Annotated in this window: 20 protein-coding genes and 1 tRNA gene; 15 read left to right on the forward strand and 6 right to left on the reverse strand. The window is 61.5% G+C overall.

Annotated features, from left to right (window positions below; genetic code table 11):
- Positions 1-22: 22 nt before the first annotated feature.
- Both pstB and phoU read left to right on the forward strand, forming a co-directional pair.
- The gene (gene pstB / locus KBB96_RS04120; RefSeq protein WP_211632607.1) at positions 23-904 is read left to right on the forward strand and encodes a phosphate ABC transporter ATP-binding protein PstB; all 882 of its coding nucleotides are present in this window, start codon (positions 23-25) and stop codon (positions 902-904) included.
- A 12-nt stretch (positions 905-916) separates the two neighbouring features.
- Entirely contained in the window at positions 917-1,603 is a 687-nt protein-coding gene (phoU, locus tag KBB96_RS04125) for a phosphate signaling complex protein PhoU (protein ID WP_211632609.1), read from the forward strand.
- A 173-nt stretch (positions 1,604-1,776) separates the two neighbouring features.
- On the opposite strand, the gene KBB96_RS04130 is transcribed toward phoU, so the two are convergent.
- The 4 genes from KBB96_RS04130 to KBB96_RS04145 all read right to left on the reverse strand — a co-directional run bounded on the left by KBB96_RS04130 (position 1,777) and on the right by KBB96_RS04145 (position 7,129).
- On the reverse strand, positions 1,777-2,211 hold the full coding sequence (locus tag KBB96_RS04130; RefSeq protein WP_211632611.1) for a hypothetical protein: 435 nt from the start codon (positions 2,209-2,211) through the stop codon (positions 1,777-1,779).
- Between the two features lie 14 nt (positions 2,212-2,225).
- Positions 2,226-2,948, reverse strand: coding sequence for a DJ-1/PfpI family protein (locus KBB96_RS04135; RefSeq protein WP_211632613.1), 723 nt, complete (start codon positions 2,946-2,948; stop codon positions 2,226-2,228).
- 63 nt (positions 2,949-3,011) lie between these two features.
- Positions 3,012-4,553 (reverse strand): tyrosinase family protein, encoded by a 1,542-nt coding sequence (locus tag KBB96_RS04140; protein WP_211632615.1) that lies wholly within the window; start codon positions 4,551-4,553, stop codon positions 3,012-3,014.
- 224 nt (positions 4,554-4,777) lie between these two features.
- On the reverse strand, positions 4,778-7,129 hold the full coding sequence (locus KBB96_RS04145) for a redoxin domain-containing protein (RefSeq protein WP_211632618.1): 2,352 nt from the start codon (positions 7,127-7,129) through the stop codon (positions 4,778-4,780).
- A gap of 322 nt (positions 7,130-7,451) precedes the next feature.
- On the opposite strand from KBB96_RS04145, the gene KBB96_RS04150 reads away from it, so the two are divergent.
- Positions 7,452-7,703, forward strand: coding sequence for a hypothetical protein (locus tag KBB96_RS04150; protein ID WP_211632620.1), 252 nt, complete (start codon positions 7,452-7,454; stop codon positions 7,701-7,703).
- A 401-nt stretch (positions 7,704-8,104) separates the two neighbouring features.
- On the opposite strand, the gene KBB96_RS04155 is transcribed toward KBB96_RS04150, so the two are convergent.
- A complete protein-coding gene (locus KBB96_RS04155) occupies positions 8,105-8,716 on the reverse strand; it encodes an HNH endonuclease (RefSeq protein ID WP_211632622.1) in 612 nt (203 codons plus the stop codon).
- Between the two features lie 174 nt (positions 8,717-8,890).
- On the opposite strand from KBB96_RS04155, the gene KBB96_RS04160 reads away from it, so the two are divergent.
- Both KBB96_RS04160 and KBB96_RS04165 read left to right on the forward strand, forming a co-directional pair.
- Entirely contained in the window at positions 8,891-12,325 is a 3,435-nt protein-coding gene (locus tag KBB96_RS04160; protein ID WP_211632624.1) for a DUF7133 domain-containing protein, read from the forward strand.
- A 90-nt stretch (positions 12,326-12,415) separates the two neighbouring features.
- A tRNA-Leu gene (locus tag KBB96_RS04165) sits at positions 12,416-12,495 on the forward strand.
- Between the two features lie 328 nt (positions 12,496-12,823).
- On the opposite strand, the gene KBB96_RS04170 is transcribed toward KBB96_RS04165, so the two are convergent.
- Positions 12,824-13,945: an acyltransferase family protein gene (locus KBB96_RS04170; RefSeq protein WP_211632626.1), complete on the reverse strand. Its 1,122-nt coding sequence runs from the start codon at positions 13,943-13,945 to the stop codon at positions 12,824-12,826.
- Positions 13,946-14,318: 373 nt separating this feature from the next.
- On the opposite strand from KBB96_RS04170, the gene KBB96_RS04175 reads away from it, so the two are divergent.
- The 10 genes from KBB96_RS04175 (at position 14,319) to hpt (ending at position 22,939) form a co-directional block, all read left to right on the forward strand.
- A complete protein-coding gene (locus KBB96_RS04175) occupies positions 14,319-15,137 on the forward strand; it encodes an LpxI family protein (RefSeq protein WP_211632630.1) in 819 nt (272 codons plus the stop codon).
- Positions 15,138-15,275: 138 nt separating this feature from the next.
- Positions 15,276-15,548: a septum formation initiator family protein gene (locus KBB96_RS04180; protein WP_211632633.1), complete on the forward strand. Its 273-nt coding sequence runs from the start codon at positions 15,276-15,278 to the stop codon at positions 15,546-15,548.
- A gap of 296 nt (positions 15,549-15,844) precedes the next feature.
- Positions 15,845-18,703, forward strand: a complete 2,859-nt coding sequence (locus KBB96_RS04185) for a tetratricopeptide repeat protein (protein ID WP_211632636.1) — start codon at positions 15,845-15,847, stop codon at positions 18,701-18,703.
- Between the two features lie 29 nt (positions 18,704-18,732).
- A complete protein-coding gene (locus KBB96_RS04190; protein ID WP_211632639.1) occupies positions 18,733-19,563 on the forward strand; it encodes a tetratricopeptide repeat protein in 831 nt (276 codons plus the stop codon).
- A 47-nt stretch (positions 19,564-19,610) separates the two neighbouring features.
- A complete protein-coding gene (locus KBB96_RS04195; RefSeq protein ID WP_211632641.1) occupies positions 19,611-20,402 on the forward strand; it encodes a MotA/TolQ/ExbB proton channel family protein in 792 nt (263 codons plus the stop codon).
- Positions 20,403-20,446: 44 nt separating this feature from the next.
- A complete protein-coding gene (locus KBB96_RS04200) occupies positions 20,447-20,875 on the forward strand; it encodes an ExbD/TolR family protein (RefSeq protein WP_211632643.1) in 429 nt (142 codons plus the stop codon).
- A 5-nt stretch (positions 20,876-20,880) separates the two neighbouring features.
- Entirely contained in the window at positions 20,881-21,330 is a 450-nt protein-coding gene (locus KBB96_RS04205) for an ExbD/TolR family protein (RefSeq protein ID WP_211632645.1), read from the forward strand.
- 131 nt (positions 21,331-21,461) lie between these two features.
- Positions 21,462-21,896 (forward strand): ExbD/TolR family protein, encoded by a 435-nt coding sequence (locus KBB96_RS04210; protein WP_211632647.1) that lies wholly within the window; start codon positions 21,462-21,464, stop codon positions 21,894-21,896.
- Between the two features lie 68 nt (positions 21,897-21,964).
- Positions 21,965-22,327, forward strand: a complete 363-nt coding sequence (locus tag KBB96_RS04215) for a biopolymer transporter ExbD (RefSeq protein ID WP_211632649.1) — start codon at positions 21,965-21,967, stop codon at positions 22,325-22,327.
- A 60-nt stretch (positions 22,328-22,387) separates the two neighbouring features.
- On the forward strand, positions 22,388-22,939 hold the full coding sequence (hpt, locus tag KBB96_RS04220; protein WP_211632652.1) for a hypoxanthine phosphoribosyltransferase: 552 nt from the start codon (positions 22,388-22,390) through the stop codon (positions 22,937-22,939).
- The last annotated feature ends 147 nt before the right edge of the window (positions 22,940-23,086 follow it).

Below are 23,086 nucleotides of genomic sequence, written 5' to 3' on the forward strand. Positions count from 1 at the left end.
CTGATCGATCATGATTCTCACCATGCCAGAAGCCCAGAAAACGACGCCGGTTTCGCCCACCGCGCCGGCCCAGACCCCGGCAGCCGCCGTGCCGGTCGCCCAGCCGTCCGCCGTCACTCCGGCTGCGAAGCCGGACGCCGGACCCACCGTCCCTGCCATTCAGGTCAAGGGGGTGGATTTCTCCTACGGCTCCAACAAGGTGCTGAAGGATGTCACGATCGACATCCCCACCAACGAGGTCGTGGCCTTCATCGGCCCTTCCGGCTGCGGCAAGACGACCCTCCTGCGCTGCTTCAACCGCATGAACGACCTCGTCCCCGGTGCCCGGGTGACCCGGGGCTCGATCATCATCGAGGGCGCGAACATCGCCGATCCCTGCATCGACCCGGTGCAACTCCGCCGCCACGTCGGCATGGTGTTCCAGAAGTCGAACCCCTTTCCGCAGAGCATCTACGACAACGTGGCCTACGGTCCCCGGACCCTGGGCGAGAAGAACAAGAAGAAGCTCGATGAGATCGTGGAGAAATCCCTCCACCGCGCCGCGCTCTGGGACGAGGTGAAGGACCGCCTCGATGACATCGCCACCGGTTTGTCCGGCGGCCAGCAGCAGCGCCTGTGCATCGCCCGTACGATGGCGGTGGACCCGGAAATCATTCTCATGGACGAGCCTTGCTCCGCGCTCGACCCCATCGCCACCGCGCACGTCGAGGATCTGATCCTTGAACTCAAGGAGCACTACACGATCGTGATCGTGACCCACAACATGCAGCAGGCGACCCGCGTCTCGGACCGCACCGCCTTTTTCTACCTCGGCGAGCTCATTGAATACGGTGATACGCGCCAAATGTTCGAGAACCCTTCCATAAAGCGCACCGAGGACTATATTTCCGGCCGGTTCGGTTGATACCTTCCCCACATGCAACAGCACATTCTCAAGGACTTTGATCACGCCATGACCACCCTCCGCGGGGAGGTGCTGACCATGGCCGGACTCGCCCGGTTGAACCTCGAACGCGCCATCCAGGCGTTGCTTGACCGAAATGTCGAGCTCGCGAACGCCGTCATCGCCGATGACAACGAGGTGGACGAACTGGAGCGCCGCGTGGACCAGCTCGGCATGGACGTGCTCGTGCGCTTCCATCCGGTTGCCAGCGACCTGCGGCTGGTAGTGACCGCGATGAAGATCTCGATGAACCTGGAGCGCATCTCCGATCACGCGGTGAGCATTTCCAAGCGCGCCCGCAAGCTGGCCGTGGGTCCGGAACTGCCGGACATCAACCTGATCGAGCCGCTCTACACGCTGGCCGACCACCTGCTGCGTGACGCGATCTCCTCCTTCAGCGATCGCAATGCGAAGCTCGGCGAGTCCCTGCATGCCCGCGACAAGGAGCTGGACCGCCTGCACCGCGATGCCACGGCGACCTTCGGCTCCCGGATCGAGGAAACCGGCCGCAGCGAGGAATATCTGCACCTGATCCTGATCGTCCGCTCGCTGGAGCGGGTGGGGGACATGGCCGCGAACATCGGCGAGAACGCCGTGTTTCTGGATGTCGCCAAGGACATCCGCCACGAAGCCGGCCGCAAGGTCGCGGACGTGGGGTGAGGTTTCCTTGTAGCTGGAGTCGTGAGACTTCAGACGGGGAAGATGCCATTTGATGCCGGAGGTTGCAGCTTGTCTGTGACCTCCGCATTGAATCGCCGCGGGGGGATGGGAAGAGAGAAGGGGGCCGCAGGGTGGAGGGTGGATTCACCCAGCCCGAAGTCTCACGACTCCGGCTACTTGACTGCGACGCACCGCCGCATCGCGAGGCTGTTCCAGACGGAGCCGCCGACGATCAGCAGGATGCCGCCGTTCAGCGCCCAACTCGTGGCGGGAGCGTAGCGGCGGACGAGAAACACCGTGGCGGCACCGGCCACGCTGATGAGCAGCGGGCCGTAGCCGACCTTGTTCGCCTGCTTTCCCAAGGAGATCAGGTGGAAACCAAGCATCGCCACCAACACCGGAAGCAGGGCCTCCATATACGGTGAGCCCGCAAGGCCCGCCAATCCCAGCGCGCTGCAATAGGCAGCCCAGCACATCGGGCACTTCGGAAAGAAAGCCACGAGAATACTCAACACCAGCGTCCCAGCAGTGCGTGCGGACGATCGTGCGGCTGCCGGTACGGCGGTTTTTTCCACCGCCGTGGTGGATTCGCAGGGACAAACCGGCATGGAGCGGGATCCTCTCAGGCTTGGTTCCTGCCTCCGGACAGATAGGCGGCGACGACCTGTTCCAACGTCGCCGCACCTTCGCCGAACTGTTGGAAAAACGAGGCGAGGATATCCGGCGGAGCCGTCAGCGGTGAACCGGCGTTGTATGGCGGATCGGGCGCATACTGGTTCAGCAACTGTGCGTGCATCGCATCCGTGCTGCTGGAGATCGCGGCGATCACCGCGAGCGAGGCATCGAGGCCGGAACTGATGCCGCCACCGGTGATGCGGTTGCGGTCGATCCAATAGCGCGGGTATCCCGAGGCCAGCCGGACTCCGGAAAACAGCGTGAGAGATTGCTGGAACTGCCAGTGCGTGGTGGCGGTGTAGCCGTCCAGCAGGCCGGCGGCCGCGAGCAGGATGGCACCGGTGCATACGGAGCAGATGTAGCCCGCCTTCGGGCCTTCACGTTTCAGCCAGGCGAGTGTTTCCGATGATGCGGAAATCTGTTCGTTGAAACCGGAACCGAAGCCACCGGGCACCCAGGTGGCATCGGTGCCGGACAAGGTGGGAAGCGCGAGGTCGGCCTGGAGTTCGACCCCTTGCAGGCTCTTCATGAGGCCGGGTTCGGCTGCGGCAAGCACCGGGGTGATGCTGGTGGCACCGGCCACGCTGCTGAACATCGCGAGCGGTCCGCAGACATCGAGGATGTCGAAGTCCGGATACAGCGGGATGACAATGCGGTTGATCTTCGCCATGAGGTTGTTTCGGTGGGGAAGGAAGGGCACTCCGCGCAAAGGAGGCGGAGTGCCCCGGCTGGTTCATTCGTTGCTCAACAAAAGCCGCACTTCGACGGATGGATTGCCCATCAGCTTGTTCGGGAAACGATCGCCGACGAAACTCTTGTCCACCGGCTCGACCCAGACGCCGAGCTTGCCACCGGTGACTTCCTCCAGCGGCAGCTCGAAGTCGAAGTGAACCACCGCGTTCTCCACGCAGTTCTCGCACTTCTCGGCTTCGTTCGGCTGGAAGAACGCCTTCGAGGCGATGGTCTTGCCGTCCTTCTGAAGATGCACCGAGAAACTGCCCGGGATCTTCAATCGGTTCAGGCCGAGCACGCGCACGTCGACGAGGTTCGGCTTCACTTCGAATTTCTGCGAGGCGAGGGCGCTGCGCAGGGTCTTGGTTTGGAAAACGGATTCCACGAGCGGCTGGGTCTTGGGTTCTTCGTAGTCCACGTCAAGGCTCGTCACCGAGTTGATGATCGAGAGCGTGGTGAGGTTGAGCGGATCGGTGGAGAAGGGAGCCAGTTTTTCCAGAATCGGCACGGTAAAGATCTGGTAGCTGAGCGGGTCCTTGGCCTTGTCGATGGTGCTGAGCAGGCCGTTGAGATCGGTGGCCTGCATGCTCTTCTGCCATTTCCAGAACAGACGGTCCCAGTTGCAGTGGAAGAAGAAGAAAATCGGATCGAACGCGGCGACGTTCTGGTCGGCCATGGTATTTCCGATGGAAACGTGGCCGCCATCGTGTGCGGCGATGATGGTGTTGTAAGGAGCGCCGGCGAAATAGCCGTGGAAGTCCTCCCAGTCGGTCTTGGTCAGCGCGCGGTTGATGTCATCGGTCACCTCGTACTGGATGAGATTCGCGGCGATGGTCGCGTCATCGAAGCGCTCGGTGACGTAACCTTTTTTGTAACTTCCACCGATGTCCTGTGGCAGCGTGTATTTGTCGAATGGCGGTTGGTTGAGCACATCCGGCAGCGGGGTGGTGATGTCCCAGTAGGGCAGCGTGACATTCTCGCAGCCGGGGATCGAGCGCATGGCATTCTCGAAGCCGAGCAGGTAGGCGCGGTGCCACGGGTTGTAGCCGGGCGCGTGGTGCTGGCAGAAGAAGCGCGGCGGCGAGCCGGTGCCGGGCAGCCAGTGGATGCCCGCCTGCAGGAAGAAGCCGTTCGGATCGGTGGGGTCCTTTGCGATCATGCCCGCGAAGGCTTTCTTCACCAGCGCGAGTTCGTCCGTGGAGAGCGTGGTGATGTCCTTGCGGATGCGCGAGGCTTTCGTCTCGACGCCTTCGGTGAGCAGGCGGAAGCCGCCGACGGTAGGGGCGTTGGTTCCCTTCGGACAATCGTTGGTCATCCAGTTCAGGAAGGTCTCCACCCAGGCGGACGGCCATGGGTTGTTCGGCGGCATGCTGCCGCTGGCGACTTGGCCGTAGATGATACTCGAGTTGTCCTTGACCACATCGTAGATGGAAAGGTCGAGGCCTTGGCTGCGCATGTGGTCGATATCTTCCTGGGTGAAGAGGTGGCGGATATCGGAATACCAGGTGGGATTGGCGATGGGAGCGGATGGATTGGTTGGCATGACGGGCTGTTGGAATAAGAGGAGGTGTGGTGTCTCTGATATGGAGTGCGGCGAGCTATCGCCGCTTTGGGTGCTGGAGAGAATCGACGGGAGTTGAGCGGAACGATGGAATGGATGTCTGAACCAGCGGTGAGGCCGGTTCGCGAGCGCAGCTATTCCTCCCGGCGATGGCCCGCCTCCGCTCAAAGCGGCGATGGCTCGCCGCACTCCATATTCAAATAGTCTTACTCCGGTTCTTCCACCGAGGCGGTGGCCTTGGTGTCGGTGTCGGCCTTGGCGGGCATCTGCTCGAGCAGTCCGGCGATGTTCATGTAGGGGCTGGCCCCGGTGGTGCCCCACGCGACCTTGCCCTTTTCATCGATCACGAAGGTGCCGTGCGCGATCTCCGAGCCACGGGTGCAACCGTAGGCGGCGAATGCCTTGCCATCCGGATCGGCGAGGATCGGGAAGGGCGCGGGCGAACCTTCCAACGCGGTCTTCAACGAGGTGGCATCGTCGGAGGTGATTCCGACCACGCCCACGCCCTTCGCTTTGAACTGCTCGTAGAGCGCGGTGAACTCCGCCACCTGGCGCGAGCAATGTGAGCAGCCGTGGCCTTTGAAGAGGAACACCACGTGGCGCTGCCCGGCGAAGTCGCTCTCGTTGTAAACCTTGCCCGCACCATCCGGCCGGCTGAACGCCGGGGCGCTCACACCGGTCTTCAATCCCGGCGCGTTGTTGGAGGCGACGGGTGCCTTCGGGTCCTTGATGTCCACGAGCTGCATCATGCCTTGGTCCTCGTGATCGAGGATGTGGCAGTGCTGCACGAAGGTGCCGATGAAGTCGGTGTACTTGGTGCGGAACTTCACGGTCCCGTTGTTAGGCACCCAGATGGTGTCACGCCACACCGGGCCGCCGGTGAGCTGTTCCACCTGCTTGCTCTTCGGATCGTTCGGATTCTCCGGTCCCATGATCGACGTGACCTCGAAGGGATTCACGTGGATGTGGAACGGATGGCCGGTGTTGATGCCACCGCCGTTGCGGACTTCCACGGTCCATTCGTCGGTATTGCCCAGCGAGAGTTCCTTGGCCTCGTCCATGTTGAACGACTTGCCATCGATGGTGAAGACCACGCCGCCGGTCGCGGGTAGGATGCCGTAGGTGGCGGTCTGGGGTGCATCGATCTTCGCATTCACCAGCGTGGGCAGGCGGAACTTCGCCATCTCGCCATCGGTCGGCAGTTTCATGCTGACCGGCGTGCCCTCGACCACGATGCGGGCGATGTACTTGAGAGGCTCGCCCTGGCCATCGATGCCGCTGGCGGTGGCCTGGTCCACGAGCACGTATTCGCCGGGTTTGTCCGGAGCCTTCACCAGCACGTCGGAACGGTAGCCGGGCAGGAGCTGGATGACGTCCTTCTGCACCGACTTGCCGAGCGCGAGTCCATCCACGGCGATCTCGTTGAAGGGGATGCCCTTGCTGCCATCGATATTCGTGATCTGGAGGTCGATCTGTTCACGTTGGCCGCTGTCCACCACACGCCAGCGCTCCACCTGGCCGGGGGCCATTCGGATCACGGGAAGCTGCACGCCGTTCACGGTGGTGTAGCGGCCGAGGGTTTCCCAATCGCCGGGGCCGAAGATGTAGCCGGCGAGCTTTTCCTCGATGATGCCTTCCGGGAAATTGAAGGTCACGGTGCCACCATTGCCATCATCCAGCGTGTTCTTGTAGATGTAGGGGATCTGGTTGAGCACCATCACGCGTTCCTTCGCGGCCTTCACCGCCGGGACTTCGTCGAGATCGCCCTCGATGATGAGCGCGCCGGACATACCGCTGGCGACATTGCCCGCCGTGGAGCCGTGGCGATGGGCGTGATACCAGTAGGTGCCGCAGGTGTGATCCTTCGGGATCACGATCTCATAGTCCTGCGTGGCACCGGGTCCGATCTCGATCAGGACGTTGTCGCTGATGCCGTTCGGCGAGACATGGAGGCCGTGGGTGTGGAGGTTGGTGGTGTTGAAATCGTGAAGCGTGTTCATCGAGTCCTTCTGCCACGGCTGCGTGGGAAGGTTGTTCTTCACCGTGATGCGCAGCGTGTCGCCGGGCTTGGCGCGCAGGGTGGGGCCGACGAGATGGCCGTTGTAGGAGCGGAGATAGACCGGATCGCTGCCGATGAAGTTCTTCGCATAGGTGGCCACCAGTTCGGCGGTGAGCACGCCGTTGTGGGAGCGCAGTTCCTCGGGATCGGTATAGCCATTGAGCGTCTGGCGGGCGACGGAGGCGCGCTGCGGGGAGGGCAGGTTCGCTTCCAGCTCGAGCTTCTCCAGTTGCGGGAGGCTCAGATCGTTGGAAAACTTCGGCGTGGCCTTGAGGGGGCCGGGCGTTTCGGTGGCCTGCGTCCGGGCGAGGCGCTGCCATTTGTTGGCGAGCTGCTTCCACGCCTTGTCCACGTCGGCGCGCTCCTTCACGAAGTTACGTCCGGCATCGGCGTCGTCCTTGGGCGGGTTGTTGTCCTGGGCGCTGGCGGACCACACCGGCAGCAGGACGGCGGCGAGGATGAGGTGGTCCCGGAGACGGGGAAGGGGTGTGCGATACATGGATTCAGTGGTTGGGGATGGATGAGGAGATCAACGGAAGACGAACCGGATGGCCGGTCGGGAAAAATGGGATCCGATATGGCCGATTTTGATGTGTCGTTGAGAATGTGGCCGATTTTGATGATATGTTTTAAGTCGTCTATCGGAGGTGATTGGATCTTGTGGTGCGAATAGTTTGGGATGCTTGTTTTGTCGATATAAAATGAGGTATTGGCTTTGGATTGATGTGTTATGGGTGATGCAAGTGATTGATGGTGACGATTTGTTAGATTGTCTGTAAAGTTATGTCCGATTTTGGGTCCTTTCTCCGGAGGCAGGGCGTATGGAGCCGCTCGCCGCATCCGCACCTGTTTCCGCCCGTTCCAGGCCGACAAGCACCGGTGCCTCTCTTGAAGACCGGTTCGCCAACCTGATGAAAGCCGGGGGATCAGCCGCCGCTCTTGCCGCCGCGAAGGCCCTGACCGGCAAGGAATGCGAGAATGCGATCTCCTTCCTTTTCAGCTACGGCACGAACAAGGATCCGGAATTCGTCGCCCGGGAACTGGCTGATTCCGGGTTCCCGACGGTTTGCTGAACCTGTCGGGGGCATCCGGGCGAATGAATGGCAAAATCAGGATTCCAAGAGCTCGTTGGAGGAGACCGGATTTGGGTTCGGAAACCAACAAATCGGAGGGTGTTACCCAAAATAAATCCAATATTTCTCCTAACAAGGGTTGATGTGGCCGATTTTATGCCTATGGTGTAGGTCAAGTCACCGGGATCCCCGACCGATGACCATCCTCCCCGAAAAAGGAAGGCCTGTCTGTTCCAGACCTTTCATTTGATCGGCGGGGTCCGGCTTCCCCCCGGACCCCGCCGATTTTTTCTTTGGGAGCCGGGCCGATGCCGGAGTGGCGGCTGGCTGCGCCGTTAGGCGAAAGGCCGCCTTACGGGAGGACCGGACTCCAAGCTACAGTGTGTGCGGTAGTTTGTGCCTCACGCGGAAAGGCGGATCGCGCCGGATTCCGGATCGAGAAAGTGCGCCCAGCTGGCATCGCCGAAGCCGTTTTCCCGCAGGCCGAAGAGCGGCTTCCAGCGCGGAGCCACCGGCTTGTTCAGCGGATGCATGTCCGCCTCATGGGGGAGCTTGTTCGCCTTCCGCGTGTTGCAGCGGATGCAGGAGGTCACGATGTTCTCCCAAGTGGTGCGTCCGCCTTTCTGACGCGGGATGACGTGGTCGAGGTTGAGCTGGACCTCCGGCAGCGAGCGGGCGCAGTACTGACAGGTGAACTGGTCCCTCAGGAACACGTTCCGGCGGGTGAATTTCACCTCCAGCCGCGGTATTTTCTCATACAATCCCAGCACGAGGATCGCCGGGACCTGCATGGCCAGTCTCACGGTATGGATCAATTCGGTGCTGGTGGAGCGGGCGGAATATTCGATCCAAGAGTCCAGATCGTGGGTCTGGAACTTCTCATCCCCGTCCGTCTGGACGACGCGGGCATGCCCCACGCAGAGCAAGTGGAGGGCCCTGCGGACGCTACAAGTCTGGACCGGCTGCCAGAACCGGTTCAGCACCAACACGGGATGGTCGAGGAGCGAATTCATGCATCCTTTCCGAACAATCGCCCGGAAGCTAACAAAGTCATCCGGCTCGGCAACTGAAAAGGGCGCGGGATGGGCACGGATCAAAATAGCGCATTTCGCAACACTCCGCCTGCGGTTTGTTGGTTGAAATAGGGTCCCGAAATGCCCGTAATCACGCCCCATATGCATTGCTGCTTGACGCGTTCGCTGGTTTGCCTGGCCCTTCTGACTCCCATCGCGATGGCGGAGGAAGCGGATTCCCTGGGTCCCGTGCAGGGGGATTCCACCCTGACCGCCCCGCCCGGGGTGACCTACCACCTCGCGGGGGACGCGAAGACGAACCGCATCCTGTCCCCGACCGCGATCGCCTTCGATGAGGCGGGCGCGCTCTATGTGGCGGAGACCCACCGCTTCCGTTTCGGCGTGGAGGACAACCGCGAGCACCTCTACTGGTATCTGGACGACATCGCTTCCCAGACCAATGCCGACCGCTTGGCAATGCACGAGAAGTGGAAGGGCAAGAAGTCGATCAAGGAGATGACGGAGAAGTCCGAGGAGATCCGCAAACTGGAGGATCTGGATCACGACGGCGTTTATGAAAAGGCGGGCACTTACGCGGACAAGTTCAATGACGTGCTCGATGGCACCGCCGCGGGCGTGATGGCCTATGAGGGCACGGTTTACTTCGCCTGCATCCCGAAGGTGTGGGCGCTGCGCGATACCAAGGGCACCGGCACGGCGGATGTGCGGGATGTGATCCAGGACGGCTTCGGCGTGCGCGTTTCCTTCTCCGGCCATGACATGAACGGCTTCGCGCTGGGGCCGGACGGCCGCATCTACGGTACCGTGGGCGACCGTGGTTTCCACGTCGAAACGAAGGAGGGCCGCAAGTATCCCTCGCCGGACCGTGGCGCGATTTTCCGCTTCGATCCGGACGGCTCGAATTTCGAGGTGATCCATACCGGCCTGCGCAATCCGAAGGAGATCGCCTTCGACGAGCGCGGCAATCCGATCTCCGTGGACAACAATTCCGACCAGGGCGACAAGGCACGCGTCGTCTATATCGTGGAAGGTGCGGATTCCGGTTGGACGATGGAGCACCAGGCGCTGCATTCGTTCCACCGCCAGATCGGGCTGGAGAATCATCCGGACAACCGCTGGATGGTGGAGAAGATGTGGGAGCCGCAGAACGACGCGCAACCGGCCTATATCATCCCGCCGGTGGCGAATCTCACCAATGGTCCCAGCGGTCTCGCCTACTATCCCGGTACCGGCTATCTCCAGAGCGAGGAGGGACGTTTCCTGATCTGCGATTACAAGGCCTCGGCTCCGACCTCCGGCATCTGGTCGTTCAAGGTGGAGCCGTCCGGCGCGGGCATGAAGATGACCAACGCACGCAAGGCGGTGTGGGGCGTGACGGCGACGGATGTGGAATACTCGTGGGATGGCAAGCTCTACGTGGCGGACTTCAAGGGCGGCTGGACCGCGCATGACGATGGCCGGGTGTTGTATCTCGATGCGGGCAAGGACACCGCCAAGGCCAAGGAGGCGGGGGAAACCGCGAAGCTGATCAAGGAAGGCTTCGACCAGCGTTCGTCCGCGGACCTCGCCGCGCTGCTGCATCACCCGGACATGCGGGTGCGGTTGCGCGCACAGTACGCGCTTTCCCGGAAGCCGGACGCGCTCGCGCAATTCAAGAAGGCGACCGCTTCCAGCGATCAGATCGAACGTCTGCACGGTGTGTGGGGGCTCGGTATTCTCGCCCGCCTCGGTGGTGGTGCTCTGCATCCCACCGGCAAGGCTCCCGCTCCGAACGCTGAGCTGCGCAAGGCCGCCTCGACCGAACTTGCGGCGCTGCTCAAGCACGCCGATCCGGAAGTAAAGGCGCAGGCGGTGAAGGCGCTGGAGGAAGGTTCTCTGGATGGGACGAAGCTGCCGCTCGGCGATCTGGTGGTGGATGCCTCGCCGCGTGTGCGGATGTTCGCCGCCATTGCCGCGGGCAAGCTCCATGCCACGCAGGTGATTCAGCAGGTGTTGAAGCTGCTGGAGGAAAACGCGGACAAGGACCCGTATCTCCGCCACGCCGGTGCGTATGCCCTTCAACTGCTGGCGAAGAATCCGGCGGAGCTGGCCGCGCTCAAGTCGAATGCCAGCCCGCACGTGCGCCTCGCAGCGGTAGTCGCGCTGCGCCGGATGAAGGACCCCGCGGTGGCGGCCTTCCTGAAGGATGCCGACCAGGCGGTTGTGGAAGAAGCGATCCGCGCGATTCACGATGAAGGCATTGAGCCGGCACGTCCGGCGGTGGCCGCCTTGCTCGATGATGCCACGCTTGCCGAGCGCAAGCCCTTCATGCAGCGCCGCCTCATTCACAGCGCTTTCCGCGTGGGTGGCGTGGAGAATGCGAAGCGGCTTCTGACCGTGGCCTCCACGCCTGCCCTGCCGGAAGCGGTCCGCCGCGAGGCTCTGCGCCTGATTTCCGTGTGGCCGGAGCCGCCGCTTGTCGATCAATCGCTCGGTCGCATCGCGCCGTTGCCGAAGCGGAACCTTGATGAGATCCGCCCGCTGCTGTCCAGCTCCATGCCCGCGCTGATGAAGGTGGAGGACACGCTGGATGACGCGTTCGATCTGGTGCTGAAGTTCAAGTTCTCCGTCGAGGGGCTCGATGATGCCGCCCTGCGTGCGATCACGCTGAAGGATGGCATCCCCGGCACCGCTCGTGCCGGAGCGCTCGCACTCTATGCCGCCCGCAAGCCCGCCGATCTTTCCGAACACCTGGCGAAGTTGATGGGGCAGGGGAATGACAGCCTCGCGCTGGAGGCGATGAAGTTGCTGGTGGCACAGTTTCCGAAGGAAGCGGTGAAGCCGTTGCTCGCCGCCACCATTGCCAAGAGCGGTCCGCGCGCGCAGGCGGCGTGGAAAAATCTCGCGGGCGTGCAGGACCCGGAAGTGGCGAAGGCGATCATTGATCAGATCGGCACGCTGCGTCAGAACGGCGGTGTTTCACCATCGGCTCTGGAACTGCTGGCCGCCGCACGGGGTCGTTCCGAGCCGGAGGTGAAGAAGACGCTCGCGGACTACGAGGCGGAGTTGAAGGCGAAGGAAGCCACCGATCCGCTGGCTCCATGGATGGCCTCGCTGGAAGGCGGAAATGCCGGGCGCGGCGCGTCCTTGTTCCAGTCCCATCCGGTTGCGGAGTGCCTGCGCTGCCACCGCGCGGAGGTGAATGGCGACCACGGCGGTGAAGCCGGTCCGAACCTCGCGGGCGTGGCCTCGCGCGGAGACCGTATGTATCTGCTCCAGTCGCTCATCGTGCCGTCCGCGAAGGTGGTGGCGGGATACGGCATTGTCAGCATGACCTTTGCGAATGGCGAAAGCTTCGGCGGGACCTTGCTCGCGGAGACTCCGGATTACGTAGACATCGATGCGAATGGCAAGCGCTGGCGCGTGAACCGCAAGGACATCAGGGAGCTCACGCCCGCCGTATCCGCGATGCCGCCGATGAACCTGCTGATGAAGCCGGACGAGATCCGTGACATCGTGGCATGGCTGGCCACCTTGCAGAAGGGCGAGAAGCCGGCGAAGCCGCTGCCCGCGCCGCCGGTGCTCGATCCGGCGACGCTGAAGCATTGATCCGCGGGTAGCGGGCGGCGTTTGCGATTTCTTGATTCTTCCGCTTGCGCCGGGCGGGATGTCCCACCAACATCCCGCCCGCAACGTAACGGCGGCTTGGCGGAATTGGTAGACGCGCTCGACTCAAAATCGAGTTCTTCGGAGTGTGGGTTCGAGTCCCACAGCCGCTACGTTCTTCACTGGATGGTGAAGTGATGCCGGAGGATTTGGAGTTGAGATCCGGCTTTGGTTTTCAGGGCCAAAGGCCCGTCCCATAGCAGCCCAGGCCGCAAGGCCAGGGTATGTGCATGCAGGGGGAATCGAGGGCTGAAAGCCCGATCCATGTTGGGAGGACTGCGATGTTCTCACCTGCGTCCGAAGAATGGATCAGGCCTTCAGCCCTCCAATGAAGAACAAACCATTCCCTGGGCCTTGCAGCCCAGGCTGGTATGAGACGGGCCGTTGGCCCTCAAGATTCGTTCGACAAGCGCGTCTATCGAGATCGAGTGATGCTTTCCTTCAACGCGCGAAACGGGCGAGCTGCTTGCGGATGGGCATGTCCACAAAGCGCATGACGAGATAACCGGCCGCGATCGAGGAGAGATAGACTCCGATCCCCGCAAGGGTCTTCATGCCCGGGGTTGGCTGGGTGTTGTTGAGCCAGGCGTAGAAAACGTAGTGGATCGGATAGTGGGCGAGGTAGAGTGGATAGGAGAGTTCGCCGAGGAAATCGCAGGCTTTTTCGCCGGAGCGGGTGACGGGCTGGCTGCCCGCGCCGATGAGCACGATGACCGGCATCAGGAGGATGATGACGAAGCATTCGTAGAGGCCGTTCACCCATGGCATGGCATCCGGACCGATGCGTGGCATCGGCAGGGCGATGAGGAGGGCGAGCGAGGTGAGGATCATCGCGTGCTTCACGTGGATCGTCCTGCCGAGGCGGAAGAGGAAGAGTCCGGTGATGAAGGGGAACAGCACGCGGACCATGCCCTTCCACACATGCTCTCCGGTGAACATCCATCCGAATCCGATGGTGCCGATCTTGCTGGTGACGATGACGTACGTCAGCAGGCCGGCGAACACGAAGGACAGCACGCCGAGCACGCGGCGGCTGAACCTGCGGAGAAAAAGCGCGTAGGCGATGTTCGCGACGTATTCATAAAACAACGACCATGCCGGACCATTGAGAGGATACGCTTCGCCCACTCCACGCACATCCATGGACTTGACCGATGGAATCAGGAGAGCGCCCAGGAGGGTGGAGAGGAGGAGCATTCCGAAGGAGGTGCGGTCGACCAGCGGGAACAAGCCGCACGCGCCGAAGTAGAAGAAGATCGCGCCGAGGATCGATCCGACGATGACCATCGGATGCAGGCGGATGAGGCGGCGCTTGAAAAACGAACCGGGTGACATGGTGCTCCAGCGGTCATCGTACGCGTAGCCCATCACATAGCCGGAGAGCATGAAGAAGAAGTCCACCGCGAGATAGCCGTGGTTCACGCTGTTCACCGCATCCGAATCGAAGATATGGTAGGCGATCACGATCAAGGCGGCCACACCGCGCAGGCCATCAAGGATCGGCAATCGGGTTTTGGAGGTTTTACCGGTGGCGGGCAGGCTTGGAGCGGCGTGTGAGGTCATGAAGGAACAGGCGGTAAAACGCGAGGAAGGCGGGAAGTTTTGCGGACTCTGCGTGAAAATAGTGGCCGGGCAAGGTCGCGGATGGATAGGGCCCTGCGGAAATCTGCGTACGTAGTTCCTCCTTCAGGAGGGCGGGGGATGGATCGGTTTCATATGAGGGCGGCCAGCCGTGTGCAGAAATACTCTTCGGGATTGACCAGGTTTTACCTCCGCGTGATGGAGGCGATGTTCCAGACGCCCTCCTGAAGGAGGAGCTACGTAAGAAGAGGTGGAAAAGTCCCTTGCAGGAGCGGGCATTCATGGGGGACTCTCGTGCGGACTGCGGCGTGGTTTTGAAAAGCGAGGCCCCGGCAGCCATTCATTTCCCACAGGCATGTCCTCCACCCGCACCATTGGCATCATCGCTGGCAACGGCGTGTATCCCGCCACCTTTGTCGAAGCCGCCCGCCGCAAGTCTCCGGGCGTGCGCCTGGTGGTCGCGGCCTTTGAGAACGAAACCAATCCCGAGCTCCAGAAGTCCGTGGATGCGTGGGAGTGGCTGCGCGTGGGCCAGCTCGGCAAGCTGATCAAGCATTTCAAGCGCGAGGGTGCCACGGAGGCGATCATGGTTGGCCAGATCGCGCCGAAGAATCTCTTCGACCTGCGTCCGGATTTACGGACGCTGCTGGTACTGGCGCGTGTGAAGGAGCGGAATGCGGAGACGTTGTTCGGAGCCATTGCGGATGAATTGGCGAAGGATTGTATCACCCTGCTTCCGGCCACTACTTTCCTGGAGGATCTCCTGCCCGGACCGGGGCATGTCTGCGGACCCGCGCTGAAGAAGCGCCAGCTTGAGGATGCCGCGTTCGGTTTCCGCATGGCGAAGGAAAGCAGCCGTCTCGACATCGGACAGACCGTGGTGGTGCGCCATGGTACGGTGCTTGCCGTGGAAGCCTTCGAGGGGACCAATGCCTGCATCCGCCGCGGTGGCGAACTGGGGCGGGGGAAGGACGTGCTGCTCGCGAAGGTCTCGAAGCCGGATCAGGATTTCCGTTTTGATGTGCCGGTCGTGGGGCCGCAGACGATCGAGACCTGTGTCGCCGCGGGCGTGAAGGCGATCGTGATCGAGGCGGATAAGACGCTGTTGCTGGAACGGGCGACCGTCGAGCGCCTGTGCAAGGAGCACGAGGTGTCGGTACACGCGATGGCGTGAACGGGCCAAATCCTTGAGGTTCCTTGACATTTCAAGGAAATTGGGGACTAGTGGGGGCCAACCCCGATGGCACGGAAACGCAAGACAATCGCACCGAAGGTCACGCGCCTTGAAGCGCGTACCCGGGCGATTGGCGTCGTGAACAAATTCCTCTTCTTCGGAATGTGTCTGGCGGTGGGCTTTGTGGTCGTGGCCGCTGCCATGCCACAGAAGCGCAAGCTGGAGGAGATCGAGGGGCGTGTGGAGGAGGCCCGCCGCCGTCAGGCCGCCGTTACGGCGGAGCGGGATGACGCGCTCGCGCTGTACCGCTCGTTGAAGGAGGATCGCGCGTGCCTGGAGCAGTATGCCCGGGACCGCCTCGACTACTATCGCGAAGGTGAGAAGGTCCTCCGGATCAAGCGCGCGCAGTAAAAGCGAGGTTTAAGGGTTAAACGCGGATCGTGAGACGTCATTTCGTCTTTCGGCCATGCTTCGCGTGTGCTATGAATCCGCATATGGGCAGGATTGCCGACTTGCCATGGCGTTATCCGGTATGCAGCTTGGAAATCCCTTCGGGGGTCAAATGATTCCGGATTTCTCTTCCGCTTGACAATACGGACCGTCATGGAAGAACCCTCCCTGCCGTTTCTCATATGGCTACAAAAAAACCCAGCCACCTTCAGATCTCCGCTTTGTGTGCAGCCCTTGCCGTGATGGCTCCGGGCAGCATGCTTTTTGCCCAGACCCCCGCACCGAATCCCGCTCCAGGCACCGCACTGGACGTGAATCAGCTCAACACGCTCTACGACAAGGCGGCCAAGGCCCTGTCCGGCGAAAAGCCGAACTACGAGGAAGCGATTGCTGCGCTGGAAACCATCGTCAATTCCCAGATCGGCAAGAATCCGGGACCTGCGGCGGGGTTGATCGAGCAGCTTCGCTTCAACCTCGGCATCGCTTACATGTCCCTCGGCAAATACACCGAGGCGGAGAAGGCTTTCGCGGAGTGCTACAAGCAGTTTCCGAAGGGAGAATTCGCCAGCCGCTGCCAGCTCGGAATCGGTCGCGCCCGTATCGCGACCGGCACCGAGGTCAGCAGGGCTGCCGCTGTGGATCCTCTCAAGATCGCTGCTGCCGATCCGAAGTATCGCTCACAGGCCGGTCTCGCGCTTGCGCAGCTCTACACCGATCTCAACAAGAAGGATGAGGCGTTGAAGGTTTTCAGCAGCCTGATGGGTTCCGACATCCGCACGCCGGACCAGACCATTGCAGCGGTGGAGGTGATCGGCCTTCTCGCGGATGCGGACAAGCTCGACGATCTCATCGCCTACCTGGACCGCCTGATCCGCCAGCCGGGTGTCCGCGATACTCTGGCTTGGTACACCAACCAGGTGCTGGTCACCGCGGATGAACTGGCGGCCAAGGGCAAGTATGACGCCGCCCTCGTGATCTATCGCTCCGTGCTTCCGCGTGCGCAGATCCTCCAGATCCAACGTGACGCACTCGAGGTGATGCGCAAGGAGTCCACCCGCCTGCAGGCGCTGGCGACCGCCCAGGAAAAGCTGCCTCCCACCCAGCGCGGCAATACCGCCGAGGTGCTGGGCACGCTCAAGACCGCGATTGATACGACCGACAAGGCGCTCGCCGAAGTCGAGAAGTACACGGACCTGGATGCCATGCTGCTGATGAAGCGCGGCCGCTGCCTCTTCTATCTCAAGCGCAGCGAGGAAGCGCTCGTTTGCTTCCGCACCATCCGCCTGAAATACAAAACGGCCAAGGATATGAAGGCCGCCGCGTACGCGGAGATCGCCCAGCTTGCTGATCTGAAGCGCACCAGTGAGATCATCAAGCTGGTGAAGGAATACCTCGCCAAGTTCCCGGACGCCGACAACGTCGAGGCCATGTTCGGCATCGCCGGACAGCAGATGATGGACGAGAGCGACTGGAAAGGAGCCTATGAGTGGTTCAAGGAAGCCGAGGAGAAGTTTCCGAATTCCAAGGAGCTCGAGCGCTACATTTTCTTCCAGGGTGCCTCGCTCATGAGCGATGGCCAGTTCTCTGAATCGGCGATGACGCACGCTCGCCAGCTTCAGAAGTTCCCGACCGGCACGCTGGCGGAAGACGCACAGTACCGCATCGCGATGTGCTACTTCCTCACAAACGATTACAAGAACACCCTCAAGGCCTGCCAGGCCTACCTGGACAAGTTCCCGGGTGGCAAATACACCGGGGACATCCTCTATCGCCTCTGCTTCATTGATTTCCAGGGCAAGGAGGACAAGGCGGACGAGATCCTCCAGACCCTCGGCACCTATGTGGAGAATCACAAGGACGACGCGGCCGCTCCGTTCATGTACAATCTGATCGGCGACGTCTGGACGCAGAAGAAGATCGGCGTGAAGGAAGCGCCGGACATGGCCCTCCAGTATTACCTGAAGGCTGTCGCCGCCGCTTCCGGCAAGGACTACGCCCAGGACGCCCTGCGCTATGCGATGGGCCAGGCCAGCCAGCTTCTCCGGGACAAGAAGGACTTCAAGCAGCTCGGCGAACTCCACGGCGAGTTCATCAAGAAATACCCGAACAGCCCGCTGGCCATGGAGTCGGTGGTGGAGCTGGTCGGCATCATGATGCGCAACAAGGAGCCGGAAAAGGCCGCCGAATACCTGGGTGAGGTGCTGAAATCCCGCATCGGTGATCCGGCCTCCGAGCAGGCGGAGATGCTCATTGATACCTTGCTGAAGGCCTTGATCCCGCGCATCCGCCAGCCGAAGCCGGAGGAGATCGATGCGATCGAGCAGAAGGTCGTTGATGAACTGAAGAAGATCATCGGCACGAACGAGAATCCGACCACCAACGCCCGCGTCTATTACGCCCGCGCCAATGTCCGCTACAAGTTCAAGGACATCGCGAAGGGGGACCTTTACATCAATGGTATCGCCACCGGCAGCAAGCCGGAGGACCTGAGTCCGCAGCTTCTCTACGTCTGCGGCGGCGTGCTGCTCAAAATGGGTGAACTGGACAAGGCCGAGGAGATGTTCAAGCGCCTCCGTGACCGCTACCAGGCCTCCTTCTTTTCGGACGCCGGCCCAGTCGGTCTTGGCCAGGTCGCGCTCGCCCGCAAGCAGTATGAGGAGGCCCTGAAGCTCTTTGATGACGCGCTTTCGAATCCCAACAGCAGCCGTCTTCTTGAGGCGATGGCTGGCAAGACCCAGGCTCTGATCGAACTCAAGAAACTGGATGATGCGGAGAAGCTCGGCCTTGATGTGATCAAGGACAAGGCTGCACCCAAACCTCTGGTCGCCTATCTCTACCTCGATCTCGCGCGTCTCGCTCGTATCCGGGCCGCCAATGCGGTCGGGCAGCCCAAGGAAGACGCCCTCAATACGGCGAACTTCCGCTACCAGCGCGTGATCACCGGCTACAAGATCGTGCCGGACGCCGTGGGGCAGGCTTACATCGGTTCCTACGAGGTCACCAAGGAACGCGGCAACATCGAGGACGCGAACAAGCTGCTGGAAATGCTGCTTGCGGATCCGAAGCTGGAAAAAACCGAAAGCGCCAAGAAGGCCCGCCAGCTTCTCGGCAAGTAAACCACCCACCTTCCAGCCATTTCATTCCAATGAAACGTTTTACTGCCGCTCTCGCGACCGTTGCTCTGGCCACCGTTGTGACCGCCCGCGCCGCGGAACCCGTCCGCATCATCTTCCAAGGCGGCCGCGCCATTCCGATCGAAGCCCTTGAACTCAAGGGGGCCAATTTTGTGGTGACCGCCGCTCAGGATGGCCTGACCGTGGGCCAGTCGGTCCCATCGAACACCGCCGACCATGTCTTCGGTGACAAGCCGGAGGGGATCAACAAGGGCATCGGTTTCCTTTTGACCGGTGAACCGGTCAAGGCGCTGGGTGCTCTCGAACCGATCGTCACGGCCCACAAGGTGACGGGCCCGGTCCCCGGAAATTTCTGGGTGGAGACCGCGCGGGCCGCCATCCTGGCCTATGCCGACATGGGCAATGCCGCCAAGGCCGAGGATCTCGCCAAGGCTCTTGCCGATGCGACTCCGGAATCCGGACCGGATCCGGTGCTCGGTCTGGCCCGGGCGTTGCTGATGTCCGCCTCCACCAAGCTGGATGCCCGCGTTGCCGCCTTTGACGAGTTCATCAACGACAACTCGCCCACCGACATCGCGGCCTATGCTTCCTACTTCAAGGGGCAGTATCTCCAAAAGGGGAAGCAGGACGCGCGCGCGCTCGAGGCATGGAGCGTTGTCACCTGCCTCTATCCGACCGGTGGCAATATCCTCAATGGTGCGGCCGAGCTTGCGTCCTCGCAATACCTCTTCAACCACAAGCGCCGTGACGAGGCGGTCGTGCTCCTTGAAGCCGCCGCCCGCGACGCCCGCAATTCTCCCGTTGCCGATGAAGCGAAGAAGCGGCTGGAAAGCATGAAGTAAATTGATTTGACTCCTTCCAAGATCCTACCCTCACACGAACCCAAGTAATGAAAAAGACCATCAAGGTTGTGGCGCTTGCCACTCTTCTCCTCAGCCCGTTCACGGCTTTCGCAGCCGAAGGTGGAGCCCCGGCCGCCCACGGTGGTGGCACCAACAAGAGCTTCATCGAGGTGCTCAAGGAGGGCGGCTGGTGCATGTATCCGATCGGCCTTTGCTCCGTGGCGACGGTCTGGCTCATCATCGACGTCTGGCTCCGCACGAACAAGCCGAAGCTTGTCCCCGAGGATGATCTCGCAGTGGCCCAGCAGAGCTTCCGCTCCGGTGACTACGTGGGTGCCTATCAGGCCATGAAGGCCAGCAACAGCCCCTTTGCCTCCGTCGTGCGTGCCGGTCTTTCCTCCGTGGGTTACGGCAAGGACGCCACGGAAGAGGCGATCGTCGCCGCCGTGGACAAGATCAACTCCACTCTCCAGACCCGCATCAACTATCTCTCCGTCATCGGTGTCTGCACCCCGATGATCGGTCTGCTCGGCACGGTGTCCGGTATGCGCGGTGCCTTCGCCACCCTCGGTTCCTCCGGTATCGGTGACCCGAGCACCCTTTCCGCCCACATCGGTGAGGTGCTTATCGCCACGGCGTCCGGCCTCTTCATCGCCATTCCGGCGTTCATGGGCTTCTACTTCCTCAAGAACAAGCTCCAGTCCGGCATCCACGGTCTGGAAGAGGAAGCCGAGCGCCTGTTCCGCAATGCTCCCTATGAGTATCTCCAGAGCGCGGATGTGGGTCAGGAAGAAACCTTCGCCGCCCTGCCGAACTGGATCGAAGCGCCCGCCGGTTGATCCGGATGGGAATCCTTTAAAACCCTTTTTAACGACACGATACCATGGGCGGCGGCGGTGGAGGTGGAGACGGCGAACCGGAGTTCCAGATCGCTCCGATGATCGATGTGTTGCTGGTGCTGCTCATTTTCTTCATGAGCATCACCTCGGCGCAGGTGTTGAAGGTGGACAAGAAGCTCACGCTTCCGGTCTCCCCGCATGCCAAGGCGCTGGATCCGGAGATGTCCAAGCATGACCTGCCGGTCAACGTGCGCTGGATCAACAACAAGGCCACTGTCGTCGTGGACGAGAAGGAATACGACGATCCCTCCGAACTGGTGACGTACATCCAGGCGAAGAAGACCGCGGACCCGAAACTGCGGGTTCTCGTCCGTGGTGACCGCTTCCTTCCGGCCGGTGAACTCCAGAAGGCCATGAACACCCTCGGTGAGGCGGGTATTGTCGATATCGCCTTTGCGGCGTCCAACAAGTAACGGCGATGAAGAAACGCAAACACAAGGCAAGCAGCGACTCGAACCTGGGCTTCCAGATCGCGCCGATGATCGACGTGGTCTTCGTCATCATGCTTTACTTCATGGTGATGGCCGGTGCGGTGCAGAAGGAGAACTCCCATAACACCAAGCTGCCAGGTACCGAAGTGAGCACCGAGGGCGAGGACATTCCGGATGAGGTCTCGATCAACATCGAGGAGGACGGCCAGGTGTCGCTCAATGACGAGCCGGTTGATTCCCCGGGCGAAGCACCGCTGCCGGATCTCCTGGGCAATCTCAACCAGCTCAAGCTGAGCAGCGATGCCGCCAAGGCGAAGATCCTCGTGACGATCTACGCGGCCGACCAAGCCCCTTACCAGCGCATCATCGACGTGCTGGACGTGCTCGGCCAGCTCAAGATCGAGAACGTGACCTTCCAGGCCGGCGCCGCTGAATAAGCACTGGAACGTTTGAAATTTGGAAAGGGCTTCTCCGGATGCGGAGAAGCCCTTTTTTCATCGCCGGACGGATGCCGGACGATTAGGATGGAACGAATGGGGGAGATGTCCTCCGCCATTCATCTCCCATCATGAAACACCATTCCAAACGCCGTTCGGCGAACGAAGCTTCTCCCGGTTTCCAGATTGCGCCGATGATCGATGTGGTCTTCGTGATCATGTTGTTCTTCATGGTCATGGCCGGTGCGCTTCAGAAGGAAGTGCGCCAGTTCACGCGGCTGCCGATGGTAATCCCTGATCCGAAGGATGCTCCTCCGATCGAGCTCTCCATCCGCATAGACGGGGACGGGCAGGTGCTTCTCAATGACGATCCGGTGGATGGACCGGGCGAGGGGAGCCTTCCGCTCCTGGCGGATCAACTGCACCTGATCAAGACCGGCACGGAGGATGTCTCGGTCGCCATCCAGGCGGAGGATGATGTCCGCTATCAGCGGATCATGGATGTGCTGGATGCCGTCGGGCTCGCCAATATCCGGAACGTCACCTTTGTTGCGGGAGCGGAATGAGACGGCGCGTGCGAGGAACGAAGCAACTCCATGGGCCGGGCGCGGGATTGATGCTCGGTTTGTGTGGCATGGCCGCATGGCTCGGCGCGATGCAGTTTGTTGCCGGAACAGCTCCGGTCAATCCGCCTGTTTATGGCCATCTCATCAAGCTGCCCTGTTGCTGCTGTTCAGGGAGAACCGTGCCGGACCGCGTGGCTGAAATCGTGATCCATGCGGACGGGCGCGTGTTTTTGGACAAGATGGAGGCAGGTTCTCTGGACGATCCGTCCTTGCTGTTGCTTTCCGAAGGCCTGCGTGAGATCAGGACCCATGCTCGGAAACCACAAGCCTGGGTCATGATGGAAAACGGGGTGTACTATCAGCAGTTGATGGATGTCCTCGATATTCTGGCGGTCGCGGAGATTCCGGACTACCAATTCTCGATGGAGTAGCATGCGGGCGCCGATCCTGTTTGCTTGGCATCGGACACGCTCCGGCATTCCATGGCCCTCATGCGCGCCGACATCGAACGAATCCTGATCGACGAGGAGATCATCGAGAAACGCCTGGATCGGATGGCGGAGGAAATCGGGCGGGATTTCCCGCAGGGGAACCTGCTGGCCATCATCCTGCTCAAAGGTGCCTTGGTATTCGCCGCGGATCTGCTGCGCCGTGTACCACGCCAGCTCGAGTTGGAATGCCTGAATGTCTCCAGTTACCACGGCGGCCTGGAGAGTTCCGGCACCGTGAAGTTCCTCGACCGCTCCTTCCCGGAGGTGAGAGGACGGCACGTGCTGCTGCTTGATGACATCCTGGATACCGGCCGCACCCTCCATGCCGTCGCCGAGCGTCTCCGCGCGGAGGGCGCGCAGGCCGTGCATACCTGCGTGCTGTTGGCAAAGGATCGTCCACGCGATCAGGAGGTGGCCGCGGATTACACCGGCTTTGTGATCGGGGATGAATTCGTGGTCGGCTATGGCCTCGACTACCGCGGCCGCTATCGGAATCTGCCTTACGTCGGGGTCCTCACCCGTGAGGCCATCGAGCGGGAACCAGGGGCGTGATCCGGTGATCCCACCGGGGAAATGGTGGATGACGGGAGAGGTGACGTGTTTGCAAATTTCCGAAAAAAACAGGAGAATTCGCGAATCCGCCGGGCGCTGGAGTTTGGAATTCCTTGTAGTTGCAAGGAATTCCGGTGGAGGCCGAAA

Origin of the sequence: Luteolibacter ambystomatis, from assembly GCF_018137965.1 — a bacterium.
Classification (GTDB): domain Bacteria; phylum Verrucomicrobiota; class Verrucomicrobiia; order Verrucomicrobiales; family Akkermansiaceae; genus Luteolibacter; species Luteolibacter ambystomatis.